This is a genomic window from Streptomyces lacaronensis (genome assembly GCF_047337785.1).
GTDB classification, from domain to species: domain Bacteria; phylum Actinomycetota; class Actinomycetes; order Streptomycetales; family Streptomycetaceae; genus Streptomyces; species Streptomyces lycopersici.
In genome coordinates this window covers 10,775,014-10,793,573 of sequence record NZ_JBLHDK010000003.1, presented here as the reverse complement: position 1 = coordinate 10,793,573, position 18,560 = coordinate 10,775,014, and the positions used below count along the sequence as shown (strand labels likewise).

Below are 18,560 nucleotides of genomic sequence, written 5' to 3'. Positions count from 1 at the left end.
CGGCACCCGTCATCCACTTCACACGATCGGATCCGTATGACCGACGACACGTTCCTCATGACCGACGACATGTTCCTCGACGATGTCGCCGAGCGACTCGCCGCCCTGCCCGCCGTGCGCGCCGTCACCCTCGGGGGCTCGCGTGCGGAGGGCACCCACACCCCGGAGAGCGACTGGGACCTGGCCCTGTACTACCGGGGCGGCTTCGACCCGGCCACGCTGCGGGCCGTCGGCTGGGAGGGCGAGGTCTCCGAGCTCGGCGAGTGGGGCGGCGGTGTCTTCAACGGGGGCGCCTGGCTGACGATCGACGGACGGCGCGTGGACATCCATTACCGCGACCTCGATGTGGTGGAACACGAACTCGCCGAGTCGCGGCAGGGCCGCTTCCACTGGGAGCCGCTGATGTTCCACCTCGCGGGCATCCCCAGCTATCTGGTGGTGGCCGAACTGGCCCTCAACCAGGTGCTGCGGGGCACTCTGCCCCGGCCCGACTACCCGGGGGCGCTGCGTGAGGCGGCGCCCCCGGTGTGGCACGGGCGCGCGGCCTTGACCCTGCGGTACGCCTCGGCCGCGTACGTGGCACGTGGCCAGGCCACCGAGGTCGCGGGGGCGGTGGCGACCGCCGCCCTCCAGACGGCGCACGCGGTGCTGGCGGCGCGCGGTGAGTGGGTGACCAACGAGAAGCGGCTCCTCCAGCGGGCCGATCTGCGTGCCATCGACACGATCGTGGCGGGGCTGCGGCCGGAGCCCACCGCCCTGGCCGAGGCGATCGCCGCCGCGGAGGCGCTGTTCGAGGCCACGGCCTGAGCGGCGAACTGGGCGACCGCAGCGGCGCCCTGGGGCGACCGCAGCGGCGACCTGAGCGGCGCCCCGGGGCGACCTGAGCGGCGACCTGGGGGCGGAGCGCGCCTCCGCCCCCGGGTCCAGGCCATCCGAGGCGCCGGGCCACCCCCCGCTGGTCACCCGCGCCGGGTGAGGATGCTCAGCGCGTTGGCCGCGACGATGGCGCCCACACTGATCCACTCCGTCCACCCCAGGTCCTGCCCCAGGCCGACCCAGCCGACCAGTGCGGCCAGGACGGGGTTGACGCTCATGAAGAGCCCGAACGCCTGGGCGGGCACACGGCGCAAGGTGAACAGGTCCGCGAGGTACGGCACGGCCGAGGAGAGGGCGCCCGCGATGATGGCGTACGCCGCGGCGCTCACGGTCGGCGGCTGGTGGACGGCGACAGCGATCCCGACCGGCAGGAACATCAGCGCGGAGATCCCCGCGGCCGCCGCAGACCCCTGGGCGCCGGGGACCCGCCGCCCCACGGTGCGGTTGAGCAGGATGTACGACGCCCAGCACACGGCGGCCAGCAACCCAAGCCCCATGCCCGGATAGTCGGCCGAGGGGCGCGGGCGCATGAGGGTCACCACGGCGGCCGCCGCGACGAGCGCACAGCAGGCGTCCACGCGGCGCCGTGAGCCGGCGAGCGCGATGCACAGCGGGCCGAGGAACTCCAGGGTCACCGCCAGGCCGAGGCCGATGCGGTCGATGGCGCTGTACAGGGACAGATTCATGGTGCCGAACACCACGGCGAGCCCCACCACCGGCCGCCACTGCCACCAGGTGAAGCTCCGCAGCCGGGGCCTGCCGACGGCCAGCAGGACGATCGCGGCCACGTACTGACGGACGGCGACGACCCCGACCGGGCCCATGACGGGGAAGGCCTGGGATCCGATCGCGGCGCCGGTCTGGTTGGACAGCCCACTGCCGATCATCGTGGCCACCCCGGCGAACCGCCGTCCGGTCGGCCGCTGATCAAGGTCGGGGGCGGGGCCCCGCTCCAGGCTCGGATCCAGGCCTGGCCCCGGGTCGGAGTCGGCAGGGGTCGGAGCGGTCCGGTGCGCGATCTCCGTCGCTCGTGGGGCCGGGGTGCGTGACGCGGGGGCGAGTCGCATGCGTCGATCGTGCGCCCGGCCCATGCATGCGCAAAATGCGTTCGGCGCTCCATCTATACGCTGGACGTATGGATATGGAGCTGCGGCAACTGCGCTGCCTCGTCACGATCGTCGACGAGGGCACCTTCACCGACGCCGCCATCGCGCTCGGCGTCTCCCAGGCCGCCGTGTCCCGGGCCGTGGCCGCGCTCGAACGCGCCCTGGGCGCACGGCTGTTGCGGCGCACTTCCCGCGAGGTGACCCCGACGGGCACCGGACTGCGCGTGGTGGCACACGCCCGGCGGGTGCTGGCCGAGGTGGACGGGCTGATCCGGGAGGCCGTATCGGGCCACGCCCATCTGCGGATCGGCTACGCCTGGTCCGCGCTCGGCCGCCACACCCCCGCCTTCCAGCGCCGCTGGGCCCAGGCGTATCCCGAGACGGAGCTGCACCTCGTCCGCGTCAATTCCGCCACCGCGGGCCTGACGGAGGGCGCCTGTGACCTGGCCGTGGTGCGCAGACCGCTCGACGAGCGCCGCTTCGACTCCGCCATCGTCGGGCTGGAGCGGCGGCTGTGCGCCGTGGCCGCCGACGACCCGCTCGCCAGGCGCCGCTCGGTCCGGCTGGCCGACCTCAGCGGGCGCACCCTGCTGGTCGACCGCAGGACCGGCACCACCACCGCGGAGCTGTGGCCGCCCGACTCCCGGCCGGCCACGGAGGAGACCCACGACGTGGAGGACTGGCTCACCGTGATCTCCGCGGGCCGCTGCGTCGGCATGACGGCGGAGTCCACCGCCAACCAGTATCCGAGGCCCGGAATCGCCTACCGGCCGGTCCGCGACGCCGAGCCGATCGCGGTACGCCTCGCCTGGTGGCGGGACGACCCGCACCCCGCCACCCAGACCGCGGTCGAGCTGCTCACCACTCTCTACCGCAACGGCTGACCCGCCCCGGTCCTCCGGGCCCCTGGCCATCCGGCTCTCCAGATGGACTGTTCCGGATAATCCAGTACGGATCGAATTGTTACCCTGGGCCGCATGACCGCCATGGCGCCCACCAGGACCGAACCCGACCTGTCGTTCCTCCTCGACCACACCAGCCACGTCCTCCGCACCCAGATGTCGGCCGCGCTCGCCGAGATCGGGCTGACGTCGCGGATGCACTGTGTGCTGGTCCACGCCCTGGAGCAGGAGCGCACTCAGGCGCAGCTCGCCGAGCTCGGCGATATGGACAAGACCACGATGGTGGTGACGGTGGACGCCCTGGAGAGGGCGGGCCTCGCGGAGCGGCGTGCCTCCACCCACGATCGCCGGGCGCGGATCATCGCGGTCACCGAGGAGGGTGCGCGGATCGCGAAGCGGAGCCAGGAGATCGTGGACCGCGTCCACCGCGAGGCGCTGACAGCACTCCCCGAGACCCAACGCGCCGCTCTGGTAAGGGCGTTGACCAGGCTGTCCGAGGGGCATCTGGCCACGCCCGCGGAGAGCCCCCGCCCGGCCCGGAGGGCGCGGCAGCGCGAGAAGTAGAACGGAGACATCCGCACGGCCCGTCACGCGGCCGCTCAAGCAGGGCCGAAACAAATAGTCTGCAACAAAACCATCTGCTACGGTCACTCCTGTCGCGCCTACTGACAGGAGTGCCCGCATGTCCGCCATCTCTTCCGACCCGGCGTCTCCCCACGTTCCCCCTTCACGCCAACTGGCCCTCGGGGTCATCGCCACCGGCATGCTGATGGTGACCCTCGACGGCAGCATCGTGACCGTGGCCATGCCCGCCATCCAGAGCGATCTGCGGTTCTCCCCCGCCGGGCTCAGCTGGGTCGTCAACGCCTACCTGATCGCGTTCGGCGGCCTGCTGCTGCTCGGCGGCCGCATCGGCGATCTCATCGGCCGCAAGCGCGTATTCCTGGCCGGCACCGCGGTGTTCACCGCGGCCTCACTGCTCGCGGCCGTGGCCACCGCCCCCGCGACGCTGATCGCCGCACGTTTCCTCCAGGGGGTCGGCAGCGCGATGGCCTCGGCGGTCAGCCTGGGCATCCTCGTCACGCTGTTCAGCGAACCCGCCGAACGGTCAAAGGCGATCGCCGTGTTCAGCTTCACCGGCGCCGCCGGAGCCTCGATCGGCCAGGTGCTCGGCGGCCTCCTCACCGACGCGCTCAGCTGGCACTGGATCTTCCTGATCAATCTGCCGATCGGGCTGCTGACGCTCGCGGTCGCCCTACCCGTCCTGCCCGCCGACCGCGGGCCGGGCCTCGCGGCCGGCGCCGATGTCCTCGGCGCCCTGCTCGTCACGGCCGGGCTGATGCTGGGCATCTACACCGTGGTCAAAGTGGCGGACTACGGCTGGACGGCGGCGCACACACTCGTCCTCGGCGCCGTCTCGATCCTCCTGATCGCCCTGTTCCTGGTCCGCCAGGCCACCGCCCGCACCCCGCTGACGCCCCCGCGGATCCTGCGGTCGCGCGGGGTGGCGGGGGCCAATCTGGTCCAGCTCCTGATGGTGGCCGCGCTCTTCTCGTTCCAGATCCTCGTCGCCCTCTATCTGCGCAATGTGCTGGGGTACGACGCCACCAGAACCGGTCTGGCCATGCTCCCGGCCGCCATCGCCATCGGCGCGGTGTCCCTCGGCGTCTCCGCGCGGCTCAGCGCCCGCTTCGGCGACCGCGCGGTGCTGCTGACCGGGCTGGCCCTCCTGACCAGTGTTCTCGGTCTGCTCGTCCGCGTCCCCGTGCACGCCCGGTACGTCCCCGACCTCCTCCCGGTGATGCTGCTCGCCGCCGGTTTCGGGCTGGCGCTCCCGGCGCTGACCAGCCTTGGAATGTCCGGCGCCAAGGAGGACGACGCCGGGCTTGTCTCCGGGCTGTTCAACACCACCCAGCAGATCGGCATGGCACTGGGCGTCGCGGTGCTGTCCACCCTGGCCGCCTCCCGCACGGACGCTCTGCTCGCCCGGGGCGAGGGTCGGGCCGAGGCGCTGACCGGCGGCTACCACCTGGCCTTCGCCATCGGAACGGGGCTCATCGTGGCGGCCTTCGCGGTGGCGTTCACCGTACTGCGAGAACCTGCGCGGAAGCCCCCCGCCATGCCGCGGAACGCCAATCCACCCGCCACACCGGTCACCACCGCCTGATCCCCTCCTCCGCCACCACCACCAGCGAAAGGTTCACTCTCATGACGACGACCGAGAACAAGAGCCCGGCGAACGGCGCCGAGACGAAGCCCGGTGCCGGGCCCGCGCCCCGGGTGCTCACCGAGGAGGAGCTGTCGCGGACACTGCGGGACCATCGGTTCAGTGTGCTCGCCACCGTCAAGCGCAGCGGCCACCCCCATCTTTCGACCGTGATCCACCAGTGGAGCCCCGAGGAGCGCGTGCTGCGCATCTCCTCGACCGCCGACCGGCTCAAGGTGCGTCAGCTGCGCCGCGACCCTCGTGCCGCCGTGCATGTGGGCGCCCCGGACGGATGGTCGTTCGCTGTCGCCGAGGGCGAAGCGGAGGTGTCGGAAGTGACGGCCGTCCCCGGGGACGCGGTCGGGCGGGAACTGCTGTCCATGACGCCCGGTTTCGCCGATCCACACGACGAGACGGCCTTCCTGGAGCAGTTGGTGGCCGACCGGCGGGTCGTGATCAGGATCCGGGTGTCCCGTATGTACGGAACGGCCCTCGACATGCCCACCACCTGACCGCCGGGCGACGCGTGGCAAGCGGGCCTCGGGCCTGGGCGACGATGAACATCGCGCCCGGGCCGTACGTACGGGGAATGTGGAACGCACCTGGTGAGCGCGCCGGGTGACCGGTGAGGAGGGCTTGGGTGTCCGCCCCTTGGATGAGGAGAGATACCGTGAAAGCACATCGTCTGCCGTGCCGCCCGCGGCGGATCGGCGCCCTGGCCGTCGCCACCTCGGCACTCGTCCTCGCCACGGCGGCCCCCGCCCTGGCCCACACCGAGGTGAGCGCCTCCGACTCCCGCGCCCTGGCGAAGAACGTCACGCTGACGTTCGAGTCGGAGGCCGAGGGCGAGGCGTCCGGGGTGGCGCCGGACGCCTCGCCCCCGGCCTCGCCCTCCCCGAAACCGGAGCGCGAGGCGCCGAGTTCGGACGGCGAGGAGCCGTCGAAGGCCGCGACCTCCGACGGCGGATCCGCGTGGCCCGCCGTGGGCATCATCATCGGCGTCTGTCTGTTCGCCCTGGCCGGAGGGTTTGTGCTGTTCCAGCAGCGGCGCGGCTTGGGCGGGACGGACACCGAATGATCCGAGGGCCATCGGGGTCCTCGCCACCCCGAGCAGAGCGCGGGTTTGCTGTCGGGTCGAGTGGTAACGCGGTGAACATGACCGAGAAGAACAACGCACACCCTACCCAGAGCACCAGCCTGAACGCGAAGGCCACCGCCACCAAGGCCAAGGGCACGGCGGAAAAGGCCAAGCACACCGCGGGCAAGGCTGAGACCACCGCGAAGACCGCCGCGTCCGGCGCGGCGACGACCGCGGCGCACACCGCTCATGTCGCCGCTGACAAGGCTCATGTCGCCGCCGACAAGGCTCAAGTGGCCGCCGGGAAGGCCGTGACCACCGGTCGTGCCGTGGCCGCTGAGGCGCCCAAGAAGGCCGCCGCGGCGGCGGGTTCGGCCTGGATGGTGGTCAAGGCACGAAAGGTCCTGGCAGCCGTCGCCGGTGCCGCCGCGGCGGCCGCCACCACCGCGGTCGTCCTGCGCAGGCGCACGGCTCGTCGTCGCCGCCCGCTGGCGCGGCTGACCGGCGGCCGGCTCGGCTCCTGATATCGCACCCTCTACGCCCCCCTTACGCAAGCGGCTTGCAATTCTTGCGCTACGCTTGCGCGCATGACGCGACGACTTGCTGAAGTGGCGAAGAAGGTCGGTGTCAGCGAGGCCACGGTCAGCCGGGTCCTCAACGGCAAGCCCGGGGTCTCCGAAGCCACCCGGCAGGCGGTGCTGTCCGCGCTGGACGTCCTCGGCTATGAGCGGCCCACGCAGCTGCGGGGCGACCGGGCCCGGCTGGTGGGGCTGGTGCTGCCCGAGTTGCAGAACCCCATCTTCCCGGCGTTCGCCGAGGTCATCGGCGGGGCGCTGGCCCAGCTGGGACTGACTCCGGTGCTGTGCACCCAGACCAAGGGCGGGGTCTCGGAGGCCGATTACGTGGCCCTGCTGCTACAACAGCAGGTCTCCGGGGTGGTGTTCGCGGGCGGGCTGTACGCGCAAGCCGACGCGCCGCATGACCACTACCGGCAGCTCGCCGAGCGCAACATCCCCGTGGTGCTGGTCAACGCGGCCATCGAGCACCTCGGCTTCCCGGCCGTCTCCTGCGACGACGCCGTGGCCGTGGAGCAGGCGTGGCGGCACCTGGCCTCCCTCGGCCACGAGCGGATCGGGCTGGTGCTCGGGCCCGGTGACCACATGCCGTCGGCGCGCAAGCTGGCCGCCGCGCGGGCGATCGCCGGTCACCTTCCGGATGAGTTCGTGGCCCGGGCGATCTTCTCGATCGAGGGCGGCCACGCCGCGGCCTCCCGGCTGATCGACCAGGGCGTCACGGGCATCATCTGCGCCAGCGACCCGCTGGCCCTGGGCGCGATACGAGCGGCGCGCCGCAAGGGGTTCGGCGTGCCGTCGCAGGTGTCCGTGGTCGGCTACGACGACTCCGCGTTCATGAACTGCACCGAGCCTCCGCTGACCACCGTCCGCCAGCCCATCGAGGCCATGGGCAGGGCGGCGGTGGAGGTGCTGAACGCGCGGATCGGCGGGGTGGCCGTGCCCGCCGAGGAGCTGCTGTTCGAACCGGAGCTGGTGGTGCGCGGCTCCACCGCCCAGGCGCCACGGGAGTGAGAAAGCGGAGGACCGTCGAAGGGTGATCAAAGGGGTGGTCGGCAGGCGATCGACCGGCTCAATCCACTGGATTCGCAGTGCAGTTGAATAATTACAGAATCTACGCGACATCTTGCGGGCCGATGTCGTCGGTGCTTGAGTGTGCGGCGCACTCACGGTTGTGTGCGCCCCGCTCGCGGCCGTGGTGCTTCCCTGCTCCTGTACAGAGGGGTCCACCCATGAGAAGCACCGGGTTCCGTCGTACTCTCATCGCGCTCAGCACGTTCTCCCTCGCCCTCACCGCCTGCGGCGGGTCGGGCGACGGATCGGCGGGCGGAAAGACCCGTATCACGGTCAACTGCATGCCGCCCAAGAGCGCCAAGGTCGACCGCAGGTTCTTCGAGGAGGACATCGCCTCCTTCGAGAAGCAGAACCCGGACATCGACGTCGTCGCGCACGACGCGTTCCCCTGCCAGGACCCGAAGACGTTCGACGCCAAGCTGGCCGGGGGCCAGATGGAGAACGTCTTCTACACGTACTTCACCGACGCCGGACATGTCGTCGACGTCAACCAGGCGGCCGATCTCACTCCGTACGTCAAGGAGTTGAAGAGCTACCCGACCCTCCAGAAGCAGCTGCGCGACATCTACACGGTCGACGGCAAGATCTACGGCATCCCCCGCACCGGCTACTCGATGGGTCTGATCTACAACCGCAAGCTCTTCGAGAAGGCCGGACTCGACCCCGACAAACCGCCGATGACCTGGGAGGAGGTCCGCGCCGACGCCAAGAGGATCGCCAAGCTGGGCGGTGGCACGATCGGCTACGCGGACTACAGCGCACAGAACCAGGGCGGCTGGCACTTCACGGCCGAGCTGTACTCACAGGGCGGCGACGTCGTCAGCGCGGACGGTAAGAAGGCCACCATCGACACCCCCGAGGCGCGGGCCGTCCTGCGGAACCTGCACGACATGCGCTGGGTGGACGACTCGATGGGCAGCAAGCAGCTCCTGGTCATCAACGACGCCCAGCAGCTGATGGGCTCCGGCAAGCTCGGCATGTACCTGGCCGCGCCCGACAACCTCCCGATCCTGGTGAAGGAGAAGGGCGGCGACTACAAGGACCTCGCCATCGCCCCCATGCCCGGTGGCCAGGGCACGCTCATCGGCGGCGACGGCTATATGTTCCAGAAGAAGGACACACCCGCCCAGATCCGGGCCGGCCTCAAGTGGCTCGACCACATGTTCCTCACCCCGGGCACGGGCTTCCTCGGCGACTACGTCCGCGCCAAGAAGCGAGACGCCCCGGTGGGCCTGCCCGAGCCGCGGCTGTTCACCGGCGCCGCCGACGCCAGGGACCAGCGGATCAAGAAGGCCAACGCCAATGTCCCCGTGGGCAACTACCAGACCTTTCTCGACGGCAACCAGAAGCTGCGGATGAAGATCGAGCCGCCGCACGCCCAGCAGATCTACTCCGTGCTCGACGGGGCCGTCTCCGCCGTCCTCACCAAGAAGGACGCCGATGTCGACCAGCTTCTGAAGGAAGCCTCCGGAAAGATCGACAACATTCTGGCCCGGGGCTGACCCGATGACCGAGACCGCTGCGCGGCCGCCCGCCGAGGCGATCGCCGTCCACCCCGTGCAGGTGCCGCCCCCGGCGGGGGGCCGGGGGCGGCGCCGTCTCGCCGATCAGGTCCGGGCGTATGGCTTCCTCCTCGGCGGCCTGATCTGCTTCGCGCTGTTCTCCTGGTATCCGGCGATCCGTGCGGTCGTGATCGCCTTCCAGAAGTACACGCCCGGCTCGTCCCCCGAATGGGTAGGCACCGCCAACTTCACCCGTGTCCTGCACGATCCGGAGTTCACCGCGGCCTGGCGGAACACCCTCACCTTCACCCTGCTGGCGCTGCTCATCGGCTTCGCGATCCCGTTCCTGCTCGCCCTCGTGCTCAATGAACTCCGGCACGCCAAGGCGTTCTTCAGAGTCGTGGTCTATCTGCCGGTGATGATTCCACCGGTGGTCAGCGCCCTGCTGTGGAAGTGGTTCTACGACCCGGGCGCCGGGCTGGCCAACGAGGCGCTGCGCTTTTTGCACCTGCCCACCTCGAACTGGTCCAACGGCGCCGACACCGCCCTGGTCTCTCTCGTCATCGTGGCCACCTGGGCCAATATGGGCGGCACCGTCCTGATCTACCTGGCGGCGCTGCAGTCCATCCCTGGTGAGCTGTACGAGGCGGCGGAACTGGACGGTGCGACCCTGCTCCAGCGCGTCCGCCACGTCACGATCCCCCAGACGCGGTTCGTGATCCTCATGCTGATGCTGCTGCAGATCATCGCGACCATGCAGGTCTTCACCGAGCCGTTCGTGATCACCGGCGGTGGCCCGGAGAACGCCACGGTCACCGTCCTCTACCTGATCTACAAGTACGCCTTCCTCTACAACGACTTCGGTGGCGCCTGCGCGCTGAGCGTGATGCTGCTCGTGCTGCTCGGCGCCTTCTCCGCCCTCTATCTGCGGCTCACCCGCTCCGGGGAGGACGACGCATGAGCACCCGGACCCTCGTCTCCCCCGCCGCCCTGGCCCGCCCCCGTGGCCGGGCCGTCTACTGGACGGTCTTCACCGCCGTGGTGGTGCTCTTCGCCATCGCCTTCCTCTTCCCCGTCTACTGGATGGTGACCGGTGCGATGAAGTCGCCGGACGAGGTGGCGCGGACCCCGCCCACCATCGCCCCGAAGCAGTGGCACCTCAGCGGCTACAGCGACGCCTGGGACCTGATGCAGCTTCCGCAGCACCTGTGGAACACGGTGGTCCAGGCGGCCGGCGCCTGGCTGTTCCAGCTGGTCCTCTGCACGGCCGCCGCCTACGCCCTGTCCAGGCTGAAGCCCGCCTTCGGCAAGGTGATCCTCGGTGGCATCCTGGCCACGCTGATGGTCCCGGCCCAGGCGCTGGTCGTGCCGAAGTACCTGACCGTCGCCGACCTGCCGCTGATCCACACCAGTCTGCTCAACGACCCGCTCGCGATCTGGCTGCCGGCCGTCGCCAACGCCTTCAACCTCTATCTCCTCAAGCGGTTCTTCGACCAGATCCCGCGCGACGTCCTGGAGGCCGCCGAGATCGACGGCGCCGGAAGGCTGCGCACCCTGTGGTCGATCGTGCTGCCCATGTCGCGTCCGGTGCTCGGCGTTGTGTCGATCTTCGCGCTGGTGGCGGTGTGGCAGGACTTCCTGTGGCCGCTGATGGTCTTCTCCGACACCGGCAAGCAGCCGATCAGCGTGGCACTCGTCCAGCTGTCGCAGAACATCCAGCTGACCGTGCTCATCGCCGCGATGGTCATCGCCAGCATCCCGATGGTCGCGCTGTTCCTCGTCTTCCAGCGGCACATCATCGCCGGGATCAGCGCGGGCAGCACGAAGGGCTGACACCGCCCCCTCGACAGAAAGGCTCCCACCGTGGCCCAGCCCACCCCTGCCCGGACACCGAACGACTGGTGGCGCTCCGCCGTCATCTACCAGGTGTACGTACGCAGCTTCGCCGACGGGGACGGCGATGGCACCGGCGACCTCGCCGGCGTCCGCGCCAGGCTGCCGTACCTCGCCGAACTCGGCGTCGACGCGCTGTGGTTCAGCCCCTGGTACCAGTCACCCATGAAGGACGGCGGCTATGACGTCGCCGACTACCGCGCCGTCGACCCGGCCTTCGGCACCCTGGCCGAGGCGGAGAAGCTCATCGCCGAGGCCCGCGAGCTGGGCATCCGCACCATCGTCGACATCGTGCCGAACCACGTCTCCGACCAGCATCCCTGGTGGCGTGGAGCCCTCGCCGGCGGCGCCGAACGCGAGCTCTTCCATGTCCGCCCCGGCCGCGGCGACCATGGTGAACTGCCGCCCAACGACTGGACGTCGGAGTTCGGCGGCCCGGCGTGGACCCGGCTGCCCGACGGCCACTGGTATCTGCATCTGTTCGCCCCCGAGCAGCCGGACCTCAACTGGGCCCACCCGGCCGTACGCCAGGAACACGAGGACATCCTGCGCTTCTGGTTCGAGCGGGGTGTCGCGGGGGTGCGCATCGACTCGGCCGCCCTGCTGGCCAAGGATCCCCGGCTGCCCGACTTCGTCGAGGGCCGCGATCCCCATCCGTACGTCGACCTCGACGAGCTCCATGACATCTACCGCTCCTGGCGCGGCGTGGCCGACGAGTACGGCGGTCTCTTCGTCGGCGAGGTGTGGCTGCCCGACAGCGAGCGCTTCGCCCGCTATCTGCGCCCCGACGAGCTGCACACCGCCTTCAACTTCTCCTTTCTGACCTGCCCCTGGGACGCCCGGCGGCTGCGGACGTCGATCGACGAGACGCTCGCCGAACACGCTCCGGTGGGCGCCCCGGCCACCTGGGTGCTGTGCAACCACGATGTGACCCGCACGGTCACCCGCTACGGGCGCGAGGACACCGGTTTCGACTTCGCCACCAAGGTCTTCGGCACCCCCACCGACCTGGCCCTCGGCAACCGGCGGGCGCGGGCCGCCGCCCTGCTGTCGCTGGCCCTGCCCGGCGCGGTCTATGTCTACCAGGGCGAGGAACTGGGCCTGCCCGAGGCCGACATCCCCCGCGACCGCATCCAGGACCCGATGCACTTCCGCTCCGGTGGCACCGACCCGGGCCGCGACGGCTGCCGGGTGCCGCTGCCGTGGGTGGCGGAGGCGCCGTACGCCGGTTTCGGCTCGCGCGAGGAGCCGTGGCTGCCGCAGCCCGCGCACTGGTCGGCGTACGCGGCCGATCTGCAGACGGCGGACCCGGGCTCGATGCTCGGCCTCTACCGCGCGGCGATCCGCATCCGCCGCGCCACCCCCGGTTTCGGCGACGGGCCGCTGACCTGGCTCCCGTCGGCCGACGGTGTCCTGGCCTTCGCCCGTACGGACGGCCTGGTCTGCGTGGTCAACCTCGCGGACACCCCCGCCGAGCTGGAGGGCACCTCCCGGCTTCTGCTCAGCAGCGGCCCGCTGGACCACCGGGGCCGGCTTCCGCAGGACACGGCGGCCTGGCTGCTCCGCTGAGCGGCCACCCCCGCACCGCGCTATCCCACCACCCCCACCACGAAGGGATCAGCACATGCACCGCAGCAGTACCGCATCGGCATCCACCAAACGCCTGTCGGCGATCGGCGTGGCCGTCGCCCTCGCGGCCGGCACGCTCGTCACGCTGACCCCCACGGCCGCGCACGCGGCGGCGGGCGCCTCCCTGCCGTTCACCTCGGCCGAGGCCGAGTCGGCCACCACCACGGGGACGAAGATCGGCCCCGACTTCACCCAGGGCACCCTCGCCTCCGAGGCGTCCGGGCGCCAGGCCGTCCGCCTCGCCTCCGGGCAGCGCGTGGAGTTCACCGCGCCGCGCGCGGCCAACGCGGTGAACGTGGCCTACAGCGTGCCCGACGGCCAGTCGGGCACGCTGAACATCTATGTCAACGGCACCAAGCTGGCCAAGACCATCGCGGTCACCTCCATGTACTCGTACGTGGACACCGGCTGGATCGCGGGGTCGAAGACCCACCACCTCTACGACAACGCCCGGCTGCTGCTCGGCCAGAACGTCCAGGCCGGTGACAAGATCGCCTTCGAGGCGGCGAACACCCAGGTCACCGTGGACGTGGCCGACTTCGAGCAGGTCGCGGCGGCCACCTCCCAGCCCGCCGGATCGGTGTCCGTCACCTCCAAGGGTGCCGACCCCAGCGGGCAGGGCGACTCCACCCAGGCGTTCCGGGACGCCATCGCCGCCGCCCGGGGCGGAGTGGTCTGGATCCCGCCGGGTGACTACAAACTCACCTCCTCGCTGAACGGCGTCCAGAACGTCACCCTCCAGGGCGCCGGCGGCTGGCACTCGGTGGTGCACACCTCGCGGTTCATCGACCAGTCCAGCTCCTCCGGCAACGTGCACATCAAGGACTTCGCGGTCCTCGGTGAGGTCACCGAGCGCGTCGACTCCAACCCCGACAACTTCGTCAACGGCTCGCTCGGCCCGGGCTCCAGCGTGTCCGGCATGTGGCTGCAGCACCTGAAGGTCGGTCTGTGGCTGATGGGCGACAACGACGACCTGGTGGTCGAGAACAACCGCTTCCTGGACATGACGGCCGACGGCCTCAACCTCAACGGCACCGCCAAGAACGTACGCGTGCGGAACAACTTCCTGCGCAACCAGGGCGATGACGCGCTCGCCATGTGGTCGCTGAACTCGCCGGACACCAACAGCAGCTTCGAGGGCAACACCATCTCGCAGCCGAACCTCGCCAATGGCATCGCGATCTACGGCGGTACGGACATCACGGTCAAGAACAACCTCATCTCCGACACCAACGCCCTCGGCAGCGGTATCGCCATCTCCAACCAGAAGTTCATGGACCCGTTCCACCCGCTGGCGGGCACGATCACGGTCGACGGCAACACGCTGGTCCGCGCGGGCGCCATGAACCCCAACTGGAACCACCCGATGGGCGCCCTGCGCGTCGACTCCTACGACAGCGCGATCGAGGCCACCGTCAACATCACCAACACGACCATCACCGACAGCCCGTACAGCGCCTTCGAGTTCGTGTCCGGCGGCGGCAGGGGCTACCCGGTCAAGAACGTCAATGTGTCCGGCGCGACCGTGACCAACCCCGGAACGGTCGTCGTCCAGGCCGAGGCGCAGGGGGCGGCGAAGTTCAGCGATGTCACGGCGTCCAGCGTGGGCGCGGCGGGCGTCTACAACTGCCCCTTCCCGTCCGGCTCCGGCACCTTCAGCCTCACCGACGGCGGCGGCAACTCCGGCTGGAGCAGCACCTGGTCGGACTGCTCCAGCTGGCCCCGGCCCGGCCAGGGCAACCCGGATCCGGAGCCGGGCCGCAACCTCGCCAAGGGCCGCCCGGCCACCGCGACCGGCTCTTGGGACGTCTACACCCCCGGCAAGGCGGTCGACGGCGACGCGGACACCTACTGGGAGTCGGCCAACAACGCCTTTCCGCAGGCCCTGACCGTGGACCTCGGCTCCGGTCAGGCGGTCCGCCGGCTGGTGCTGAAGCTGCCGCCCTCGTCGGCGTGGGGCGCCCGCACCCAGACCCTGTCCGTGCTGGGCAGCACCGACGGCTCCGCGTACTCGACTCTGGTGGGCTCGCAGGGCTACCGCTTCGACCCGGCGTCCGGCAACAAGGTCACCGTCGCCCTGCCCGACAGCACGAATGTGCGGTACCTGAGGCTCGACGTCACCGGCAACACCGGCTGGCCGGCGGCCCAGGTCAGTGAGGTGGAGGCGTATCTGACCTCCTCGTGACCCCATCTTCGCGCCGGGGAGCGAGGTGTGGATCAAGGCCATCACCAGGAGGCCTTGCATGATCATGCGTAAGACTGCATACTCCTGCTGTGTCCAAAGTTCTCACCTCCCTCCCTGTCGGCGAACGCGTCGGGATCGCCTTCTCCGGCGGCCTCGACACCTCGGTAGCGGTCGCGTGGATGCGCGACAAGGGCGCGGTGCCCTGCACCTACACCGCCGACATCGGCCAGTACGACGAGCCCGACATCGCCTCGGTCCCCGGGCGCGCCACGACGTACGGCGCGGAGGTCGCCCGTCTGGTGGACTGCCGGGCGGCCCTGGTGGAGGAGGGGCTCGCGGCCCTCGCCTGCGGGGCGTTCCACATCCGCTCCGGCGGCCGCAGCTACTTCAACACCACCCCGCTCGGGCGTGCGGTCACCGGCACCCTGCTGGTGCGCGCCATGCTCGAGGACGATGTGCAGATCTGGGGCGACGGCTCCACCTTCAAGGGCAATGACATCGAGCGGTTCTACCGCTACGGCCTGCTGGCCAACCCCTCGCTGCGGATCTACAAGCCGTGGCTGGACGCCGACTTCGTCAGCGAGCTCGGCGGCCGCAAGGAGATGTCGGAGTGGCTGCTCGCCCATGACCTGCCCTACCGGGACAGCACGGAGAAGGCGTACTCCACCGACGCCAACATCTGGGGCGCCACCCACGAGGCCAAGTCGCTCGAGCACCTCGACACCGGTATCGAGATCGTCCAGCCGATCATGGGCGTGCGGTTCTGGGACCCGTCGGTCGAGATAGCGGCCGAGGACGTCACGATCGGCTTCGAGCAGGGCCGCCCGGTGACGATCAACGGCAAGGAGTTCGCCTCCGCCGTCGATCTGGTGCTGGAGGCCAACGCCATCGGCGGCCGGCACGGCATGGGCATGTCCGACCAGATCGAGAACCGCGTGATCGAGGCCAAGAGCCGGGGCATCTACGAGGCACCCGGCATGGCGCTGCTGCACGCGGCGTACGAGCGGCTGGTCAACGCGATCCACAACGAGGACACGGTCGCCACCTACCACACCGAGGGGCGCCGCCTCGGCCGGCTGATGTACGAGGGCCGCTGGCTGGACCCGCAGGCGCTGATGGTGCGCGAGTCGCTGCAGCGCTGGGTCGGCGCGGCGATCACCGGCGAGGTGACCCTGCGGCTGCGGCGCGGTGAGGACTACTCCATCCTGGACACCTCCGGACCGGCGTTCAGCTACCACCCGGAGAAGCTCTCCATGGAGCGGACCGAGGACTCCGCCTTCGGTCCCGTGGACCGCATCGGCCAGCTGACCATGCGCAACCTCGACATCGCCGACTCGCGCGCCAAGCTGGAGCAGTACGCCGGTCTCGGCATGGTCGGCAGCTCGCATCCGGCGCTGATCGGCGCCGCGCAGGCGGCCTCCACCGGCCTGATCGGCGCGATGCCGCAGGGCGCCTCCGAGGCGATCGCCTCGGACGGGCAGGTGTCCGGGCAGGACAAGCTGCTCGACCGCGCCGCGATGGAGTTCGGCGCCGACTGACCTCCCCGCTCCCCTGGTCCGCCGCCCACCCGCGCCCGAGCGCGGGTGGGCGGCGGCGTGTTCCAGGGCACCCTAGGGGTGTCCGCCGCCCAGACCGTCGACGTACGAGGCGATCCAGGCCAGCGGGGCGTTCCAGTTGATGGTGATCTCGTTGGTGGAGAACGCCATCAGGCTGTCGGTGTAGCACATCGCCGGGGCGCAGCCCTTCAGCTTCTTCTTGGCCACCGGGTCCTGGAGCCCGGAGTTCGGGCCGCCCGCCAGCGAGCCGGGCGCCGGATGCGGCAGCCGGTGGTCGCGCTGGTGGGCCCAGAAGCGGTGGTGCTGGTTGTGCGAGTCCCGTTCGCCGTGGCCGGTGACATAGGACTGGTTGAGCGGGTTGCCGCCCAGCAGATAGTCCATGCCGCGGAGCACCGCGTCGAGGTAGCGGTCCTTGCCTGTCAGGTCGTGGGCGGTGGCGAGCACGATCATGTTGTTGAGCACCTGGCTGTTGGAGCCCCACTCGTACTTGCCGTCCTTCGGCGCGTACGGCACGCCGTAGGCCGACCTGGCGGAGTCCGCGGCGTAGCGGTCGGCGGCCTTCGTCACCATCGCACGCACCTCGGCGCGCTGCGGCTCGGTGAGCTTGTTGGGGACGGTGGCCAGGTCGAGCGCTCCGAGGCCCGCGGTCGAGGCCCACGACATGCCGCCGCCGCGCGGGAAGAGCGCGCCCGCGTCGCGGTGCAGCGGCGAGTCGAGCACCGCCTTGGCGTAGCCGTGGTCGCCGGTGGTGATGAACAGCTCGGCGGCCGCCCAGTAGAACTCGTCGCCGACGTACCGGTCGCCGTAGGCACCGCCGCCCGTGGAGTCCTTGTCGCCGGCGTAGATCTTCGGATGTGCCTTGGCCGCGTCCCACGCGGCCAGGGCCGCGTGCAGACAGCGGGCGGCGAACTCCGGGTCGTAGGACTTGAACAGCCGGGCGCTCTGCGCGGCGGACGCCGCCAGGTTGAGCGTGGCCGCGGTGGACGGCTTGTGCAGCTCGCGCTGGAGCCGGTCCTGGTCCGGCCGGGTCGGGAAACCGGTCCACTGCTTGTCGTGCACCTTATGGAACGCCATACCGGCGAGCGGCTCGCCCTTCGGCACCTGCATGCGCAGGAGGAATTCCATCTCCCAGCGGGCCTCGTCCAGGATGTCCGGGACGCCGTTGCCGCGCTCGGGCACCCGGAGCCGACCGTCGCCCAGCGACGCGGCGTCGACGCCCTTGGTGGTGCGGGTGCGCTCGTACGCGGACATCAGCTGGGCCACCGAGATACCGCCGTTGACGACGTACTTGCCCTGGTCACCGGCGTCGTACCAGCCACCGGCGACATTCCGGCGGTAGTCGCACACCCCCTTGACGCACGGGACGTCGGTGTCGCCCCGGTGCGGGGCCGCCTTGTCATGGCCGGCGGGACGAGCGTACTTGGAACCCACGAGGTCCGCGTCGATCTTGATGCCGCTGCGGTTGTGGTAGAAGTACGCGAGCGCGTCGCTCCGCAGCGAGCCGTAGAGGTGGTCACCGATGACGAACGGCTCGCTCTTCTTCCCGTCGATGGTGACGGTGTACCCCTCGCCCGCGTCCGTGACCTTGCTGAGGTCGAAGGTCTGGACGTTTTGCCGGGAGCTGGGGTCCACGCCCGCGGGGGTGGTGGTGCCGCTCGCCCGCTCGGTGCCGTCGGCGGCCCGGAGTGTCCAGGTCAGCGGCTTGGTGGCGGGGGTGACCACGGTGCCCTTCTTGGGGCCGTGGGTCAGATAGCCGACCTGGTTCACCCGCACCGGCGAGCCGGTGTCGGCCTTGGGAGCGGCCGTCCCGGCGCCGTGCCGCGCGTGGTGGTCCGCGGCGCTCGCCGCGGGTGCGGCCAGGGCGCCCAGGGTCAGTCCGGCCGCGACCGCCGCGCCCACCATGCGCCGGCGGCGGCGGTCGGTCCGGTCAGGGGTGATCCGTACGCGAGGAGCAGTAGCAGACAAGACTCGGCACTTCCGG

Annotated in this window: 16 protein-coding genes; 14 read left to right on the top strand and 2 right to left on the bottom strand. The window is 70.6% G+C overall.

Going from position 1 to position 18,560, the window contains the following annotated elements:
- Positions 1-36: 36 nt before the first annotated feature.
- The gene (locus ACMTAK_RS46780) at positions 37-807 is read left to right on the top strand and encodes a nucleotidyltransferase domain-containing protein (RefSeq protein WP_413811793.1); all 771 of its coding nucleotides are present in this window, start codon (positions 37-39) and stop codon (positions 805-807) included.
- Positions 808-959: 152 nt separating this feature from the next.
- Here the strand turns inward: ACMTAK_RS46780 and ACMTAK_RS46775 are convergent, their stop codons facing one another.
- Positions 960-1,943, bottom strand: a complete 984-nt coding sequence (locus ACMTAK_RS46775; protein ID WP_413811792.1) for an EamA family transporter — start codon at positions 1,941-1,943, stop codon at positions 960-962.
- Between the two features lie 68 nt (positions 1,944-2,011).
- Here ACMTAK_RS46775 and ACMTAK_RS46770 point away from each other — a divergent pair, with 68 nt between their 5' ends.
- The 13 genes from ACMTAK_RS46770 to argG all read left to right on the top strand — a co-directional run bounded on the left by ACMTAK_RS46770 (position 2,012) and on the right by argG (position 16,561).
- A complete protein-coding gene (locus ACMTAK_RS46770; RefSeq protein ID WP_413811791.1) occupies positions 2,012-2,866 on the top strand; it encodes a LysR family transcriptional regulator in 855 nt (284 codons plus the stop codon).
- 93 nt (positions 2,867-2,959) lie between these two features.
- Positions 2,960-3,448 carry a MarR family winged helix-turn-helix transcriptional regulator gene (locus tag ACMTAK_RS46765; protein WP_413811790.1) on the top strand — a complete coding sequence of 163 codons (489 nt, stop codon included), beginning with the start codon at positions 2,960-2,962 and terminating at the stop codon, positions 3,446-3,448.
- Between the two features lie 118 nt (positions 3,449-3,566).
- Positions 3,567-5,051 (top strand): MFS transporter, encoded by a 1,485-nt coding sequence (locus tag ACMTAK_RS46760; protein WP_413811789.1) that lies wholly within the window; start codon positions 3,567-3,569, stop codon positions 5,049-5,051.
- Between the two features lie 41 nt (positions 5,052-5,092).
- Positions 5,093-5,602: a pyridoxamine 5'-phosphate oxidase family protein gene (locus ACMTAK_RS46755; protein ID WP_413811788.1), complete on the top strand. Its 510-nt coding sequence runs from the start codon at positions 5,093-5,095 to the stop codon at positions 5,600-5,602.
- Positions 5,603-5,760: 158 nt separating this feature from the next.
- On the top strand, positions 5,761-6,168 hold the full coding sequence (locus ACMTAK_RS46750; RefSeq protein ID WP_413811787.1) for a hypothetical protein: 408 nt from the start codon (positions 5,761-5,763) through the stop codon (positions 6,166-6,168).
- Positions 6,169-6,245: 77 nt separating this feature from the next.
- Positions 6,246-6,692 carry a hypothetical protein gene (locus ACMTAK_RS46745; RefSeq protein WP_413811786.1) on the top strand — a complete coding sequence of 149 codons (447 nt, stop codon included), beginning with the start codon at positions 6,246-6,248 and terminating at the stop codon, positions 6,690-6,692.
- Between the two features lie 63 nt (positions 6,693-6,755).
- Positions 6,756-7,754, top strand: coding sequence for a LacI family DNA-binding transcriptional regulator (locus ACMTAK_RS46740; RefSeq protein WP_413811785.1), 999 nt, complete (start codon positions 6,756-6,758; stop codon positions 7,752-7,754).
- A gap of 218 nt (positions 7,755-7,972) precedes the next feature.
- Positions 7,973-9,316: an ABC transporter substrate-binding protein gene (locus tag ACMTAK_RS46735; RefSeq protein ID WP_413811784.1), complete on the top strand. Its 1,344-nt coding sequence runs from the start codon at positions 7,973-7,975 to the stop codon at positions 9,314-9,316.
- A gap of 4 nt (positions 9,317-9,320) precedes the next feature.
- Positions 9,321-10,277, top strand: coding sequence for a carbohydrate ABC transporter permease (locus ACMTAK_RS46730; protein WP_413811783.1), 957 nt, complete (start codon positions 9,321-9,323; stop codon positions 10,275-10,277).
- Complete coding sequence (locus ACMTAK_RS46725) at positions 10,274-11,149, top strand: carbohydrate ABC transporter permease (protein WP_413811782.1); 876 nt, start codon at positions 10,274-10,276, stop codon at positions 11,147-11,149. Before ACMTAK_RS46730 ends, ACMTAK_RS46725 begins: the two co-directional genes overlap by 4 nt.
- A gap of 30 nt (positions 11,150-11,179) precedes the next feature.
- Entirely contained in the window at positions 11,180-12,778 is a 1,599-nt protein-coding gene (locus ACMTAK_RS46720; RefSeq protein WP_413811781.1) for a glycoside hydrolase family 13 protein, read from the top strand.
- Positions 12,779-12,833: 55 nt separating this feature from the next.
- Positions 12,834-15,023, top strand: coding sequence for a discoidin domain-containing protein (locus tag ACMTAK_RS46715; protein WP_413811780.1), 2,190 nt, complete (start codon positions 12,834-12,836; stop codon positions 15,021-15,023).
- Between the two features lie 89 nt (positions 15,024-15,112).
- The gene (argG, locus tag ACMTAK_RS46710) at positions 15,113-16,561 is read left to right on the top strand and encodes an argininosuccinate synthase (RefSeq protein WP_262700191.1); all 1,449 of its coding nucleotides are present in this window, start codon (positions 15,113-15,115) and stop codon (positions 16,559-16,561) included.
- Between the two features lie 72 nt (positions 16,562-16,633).
- Here the strand turns inward: argG and ACMTAK_RS46705 are convergent, their stop codons facing one another.
- Entirely contained in the window at positions 16,634-18,481 is a 1,848-nt protein-coding gene (locus ACMTAK_RS46705) for a glycoside hydrolase family 9 protein (protein WP_413813204.1), read from the bottom strand.
- Positions 18,482-18,560: the final 79 nt, after the last annotated feature.

Bases quoted from the DNA above. Each gene is read 5' to 3' on its own strand.
- ACMTAK_RS46735 (WP_413811784.1), top strand. From the start codon at position 7,973: ATGAGAAGCACCGGGTTCCGTCGTACTCTCATCGCGCTCAGCACGTTC.
- ACMTAK_RS46775 (WP_413811792.1), bottom strand. From the start codon at position 1,943: ATGCGACTCGCCCCCGCGTCACGCACCCCGGCCCCACGAGCGACGGAG.
- ACMTAK_RS46745 (WP_413811786.1), top strand. From the start codon at position 6,246: ATGACCGAGAAGAACAACGCACACCCTACCCAGAGCACCAGCCTGAAC.
- ACMTAK_RS46770 (WP_413811791.1), top strand. From the start codon at position 2,012: ATGGATATGGAGCTGCGGCAACTGCGCTGCCTCGTCACGATCGTCGAC.
- ACMTAK_RS46740 (WP_413811785.1), top strand. From the start codon at position 6,756: ATGACGCGACGACTTGCTGAAGTGGCGAAGAAGGTCGGTGTCAGCGAG.
- ACMTAK_RS46715 (WP_413811780.1), top strand. From the start codon at position 12,834: ATGCACCGCAGCAGTACCGCATCGGCATCCACCAAACGCCTGTCGGCG.
- ACMTAK_RS46755 (WP_413811788.1), top strand. From the start codon at position 5,093: ATGACGACGACCGAGAACAAGAGCCCGGCGAACGGCGCCGAGACGAAG.
- ACMTAK_RS46730 (WP_413811783.1), top strand. From the start codon at position 9,321: ATGACCGAGACCGCTGCGCGGCCGCCCGCCGAGGCGATCGCCGTCCAC.
- ACMTAK_RS46725 (WP_413811782.1), top strand. From the start codon at position 10,274: ATGAGCACCCGGACCCTCGTCTCCCCCGCCGCCCTGGCCCGCCCCCGT.
- ACMTAK_RS46780 (WP_413811793.1), top strand. From the start codon at position 37: ATGACCGACGACACGTTCCTCATGACCGACGACATGTTCCTCGACGAT.
- ACMTAK_RS46705 (WP_413813204.1), bottom strand. From the start codon at position 18,481: ATGGTGGGCGCGGCGGTCGCGGCCGGACTGACCCTGGGCGCCCTGGCC.
- ACMTAK_RS46760 (WP_413811789.1), top strand. From the start codon at position 3,567: ATGTCCGCCATCTCTTCCGACCCGGCGTCTCCCCACGTTCCCCCTTCA.
- ACMTAK_RS46765 (WP_413811790.1), top strand. From the start codon at position 2,960: ATGACCGCCATGGCGCCCACCAGGACCGAACCCGACCTGTCGTTCCTC.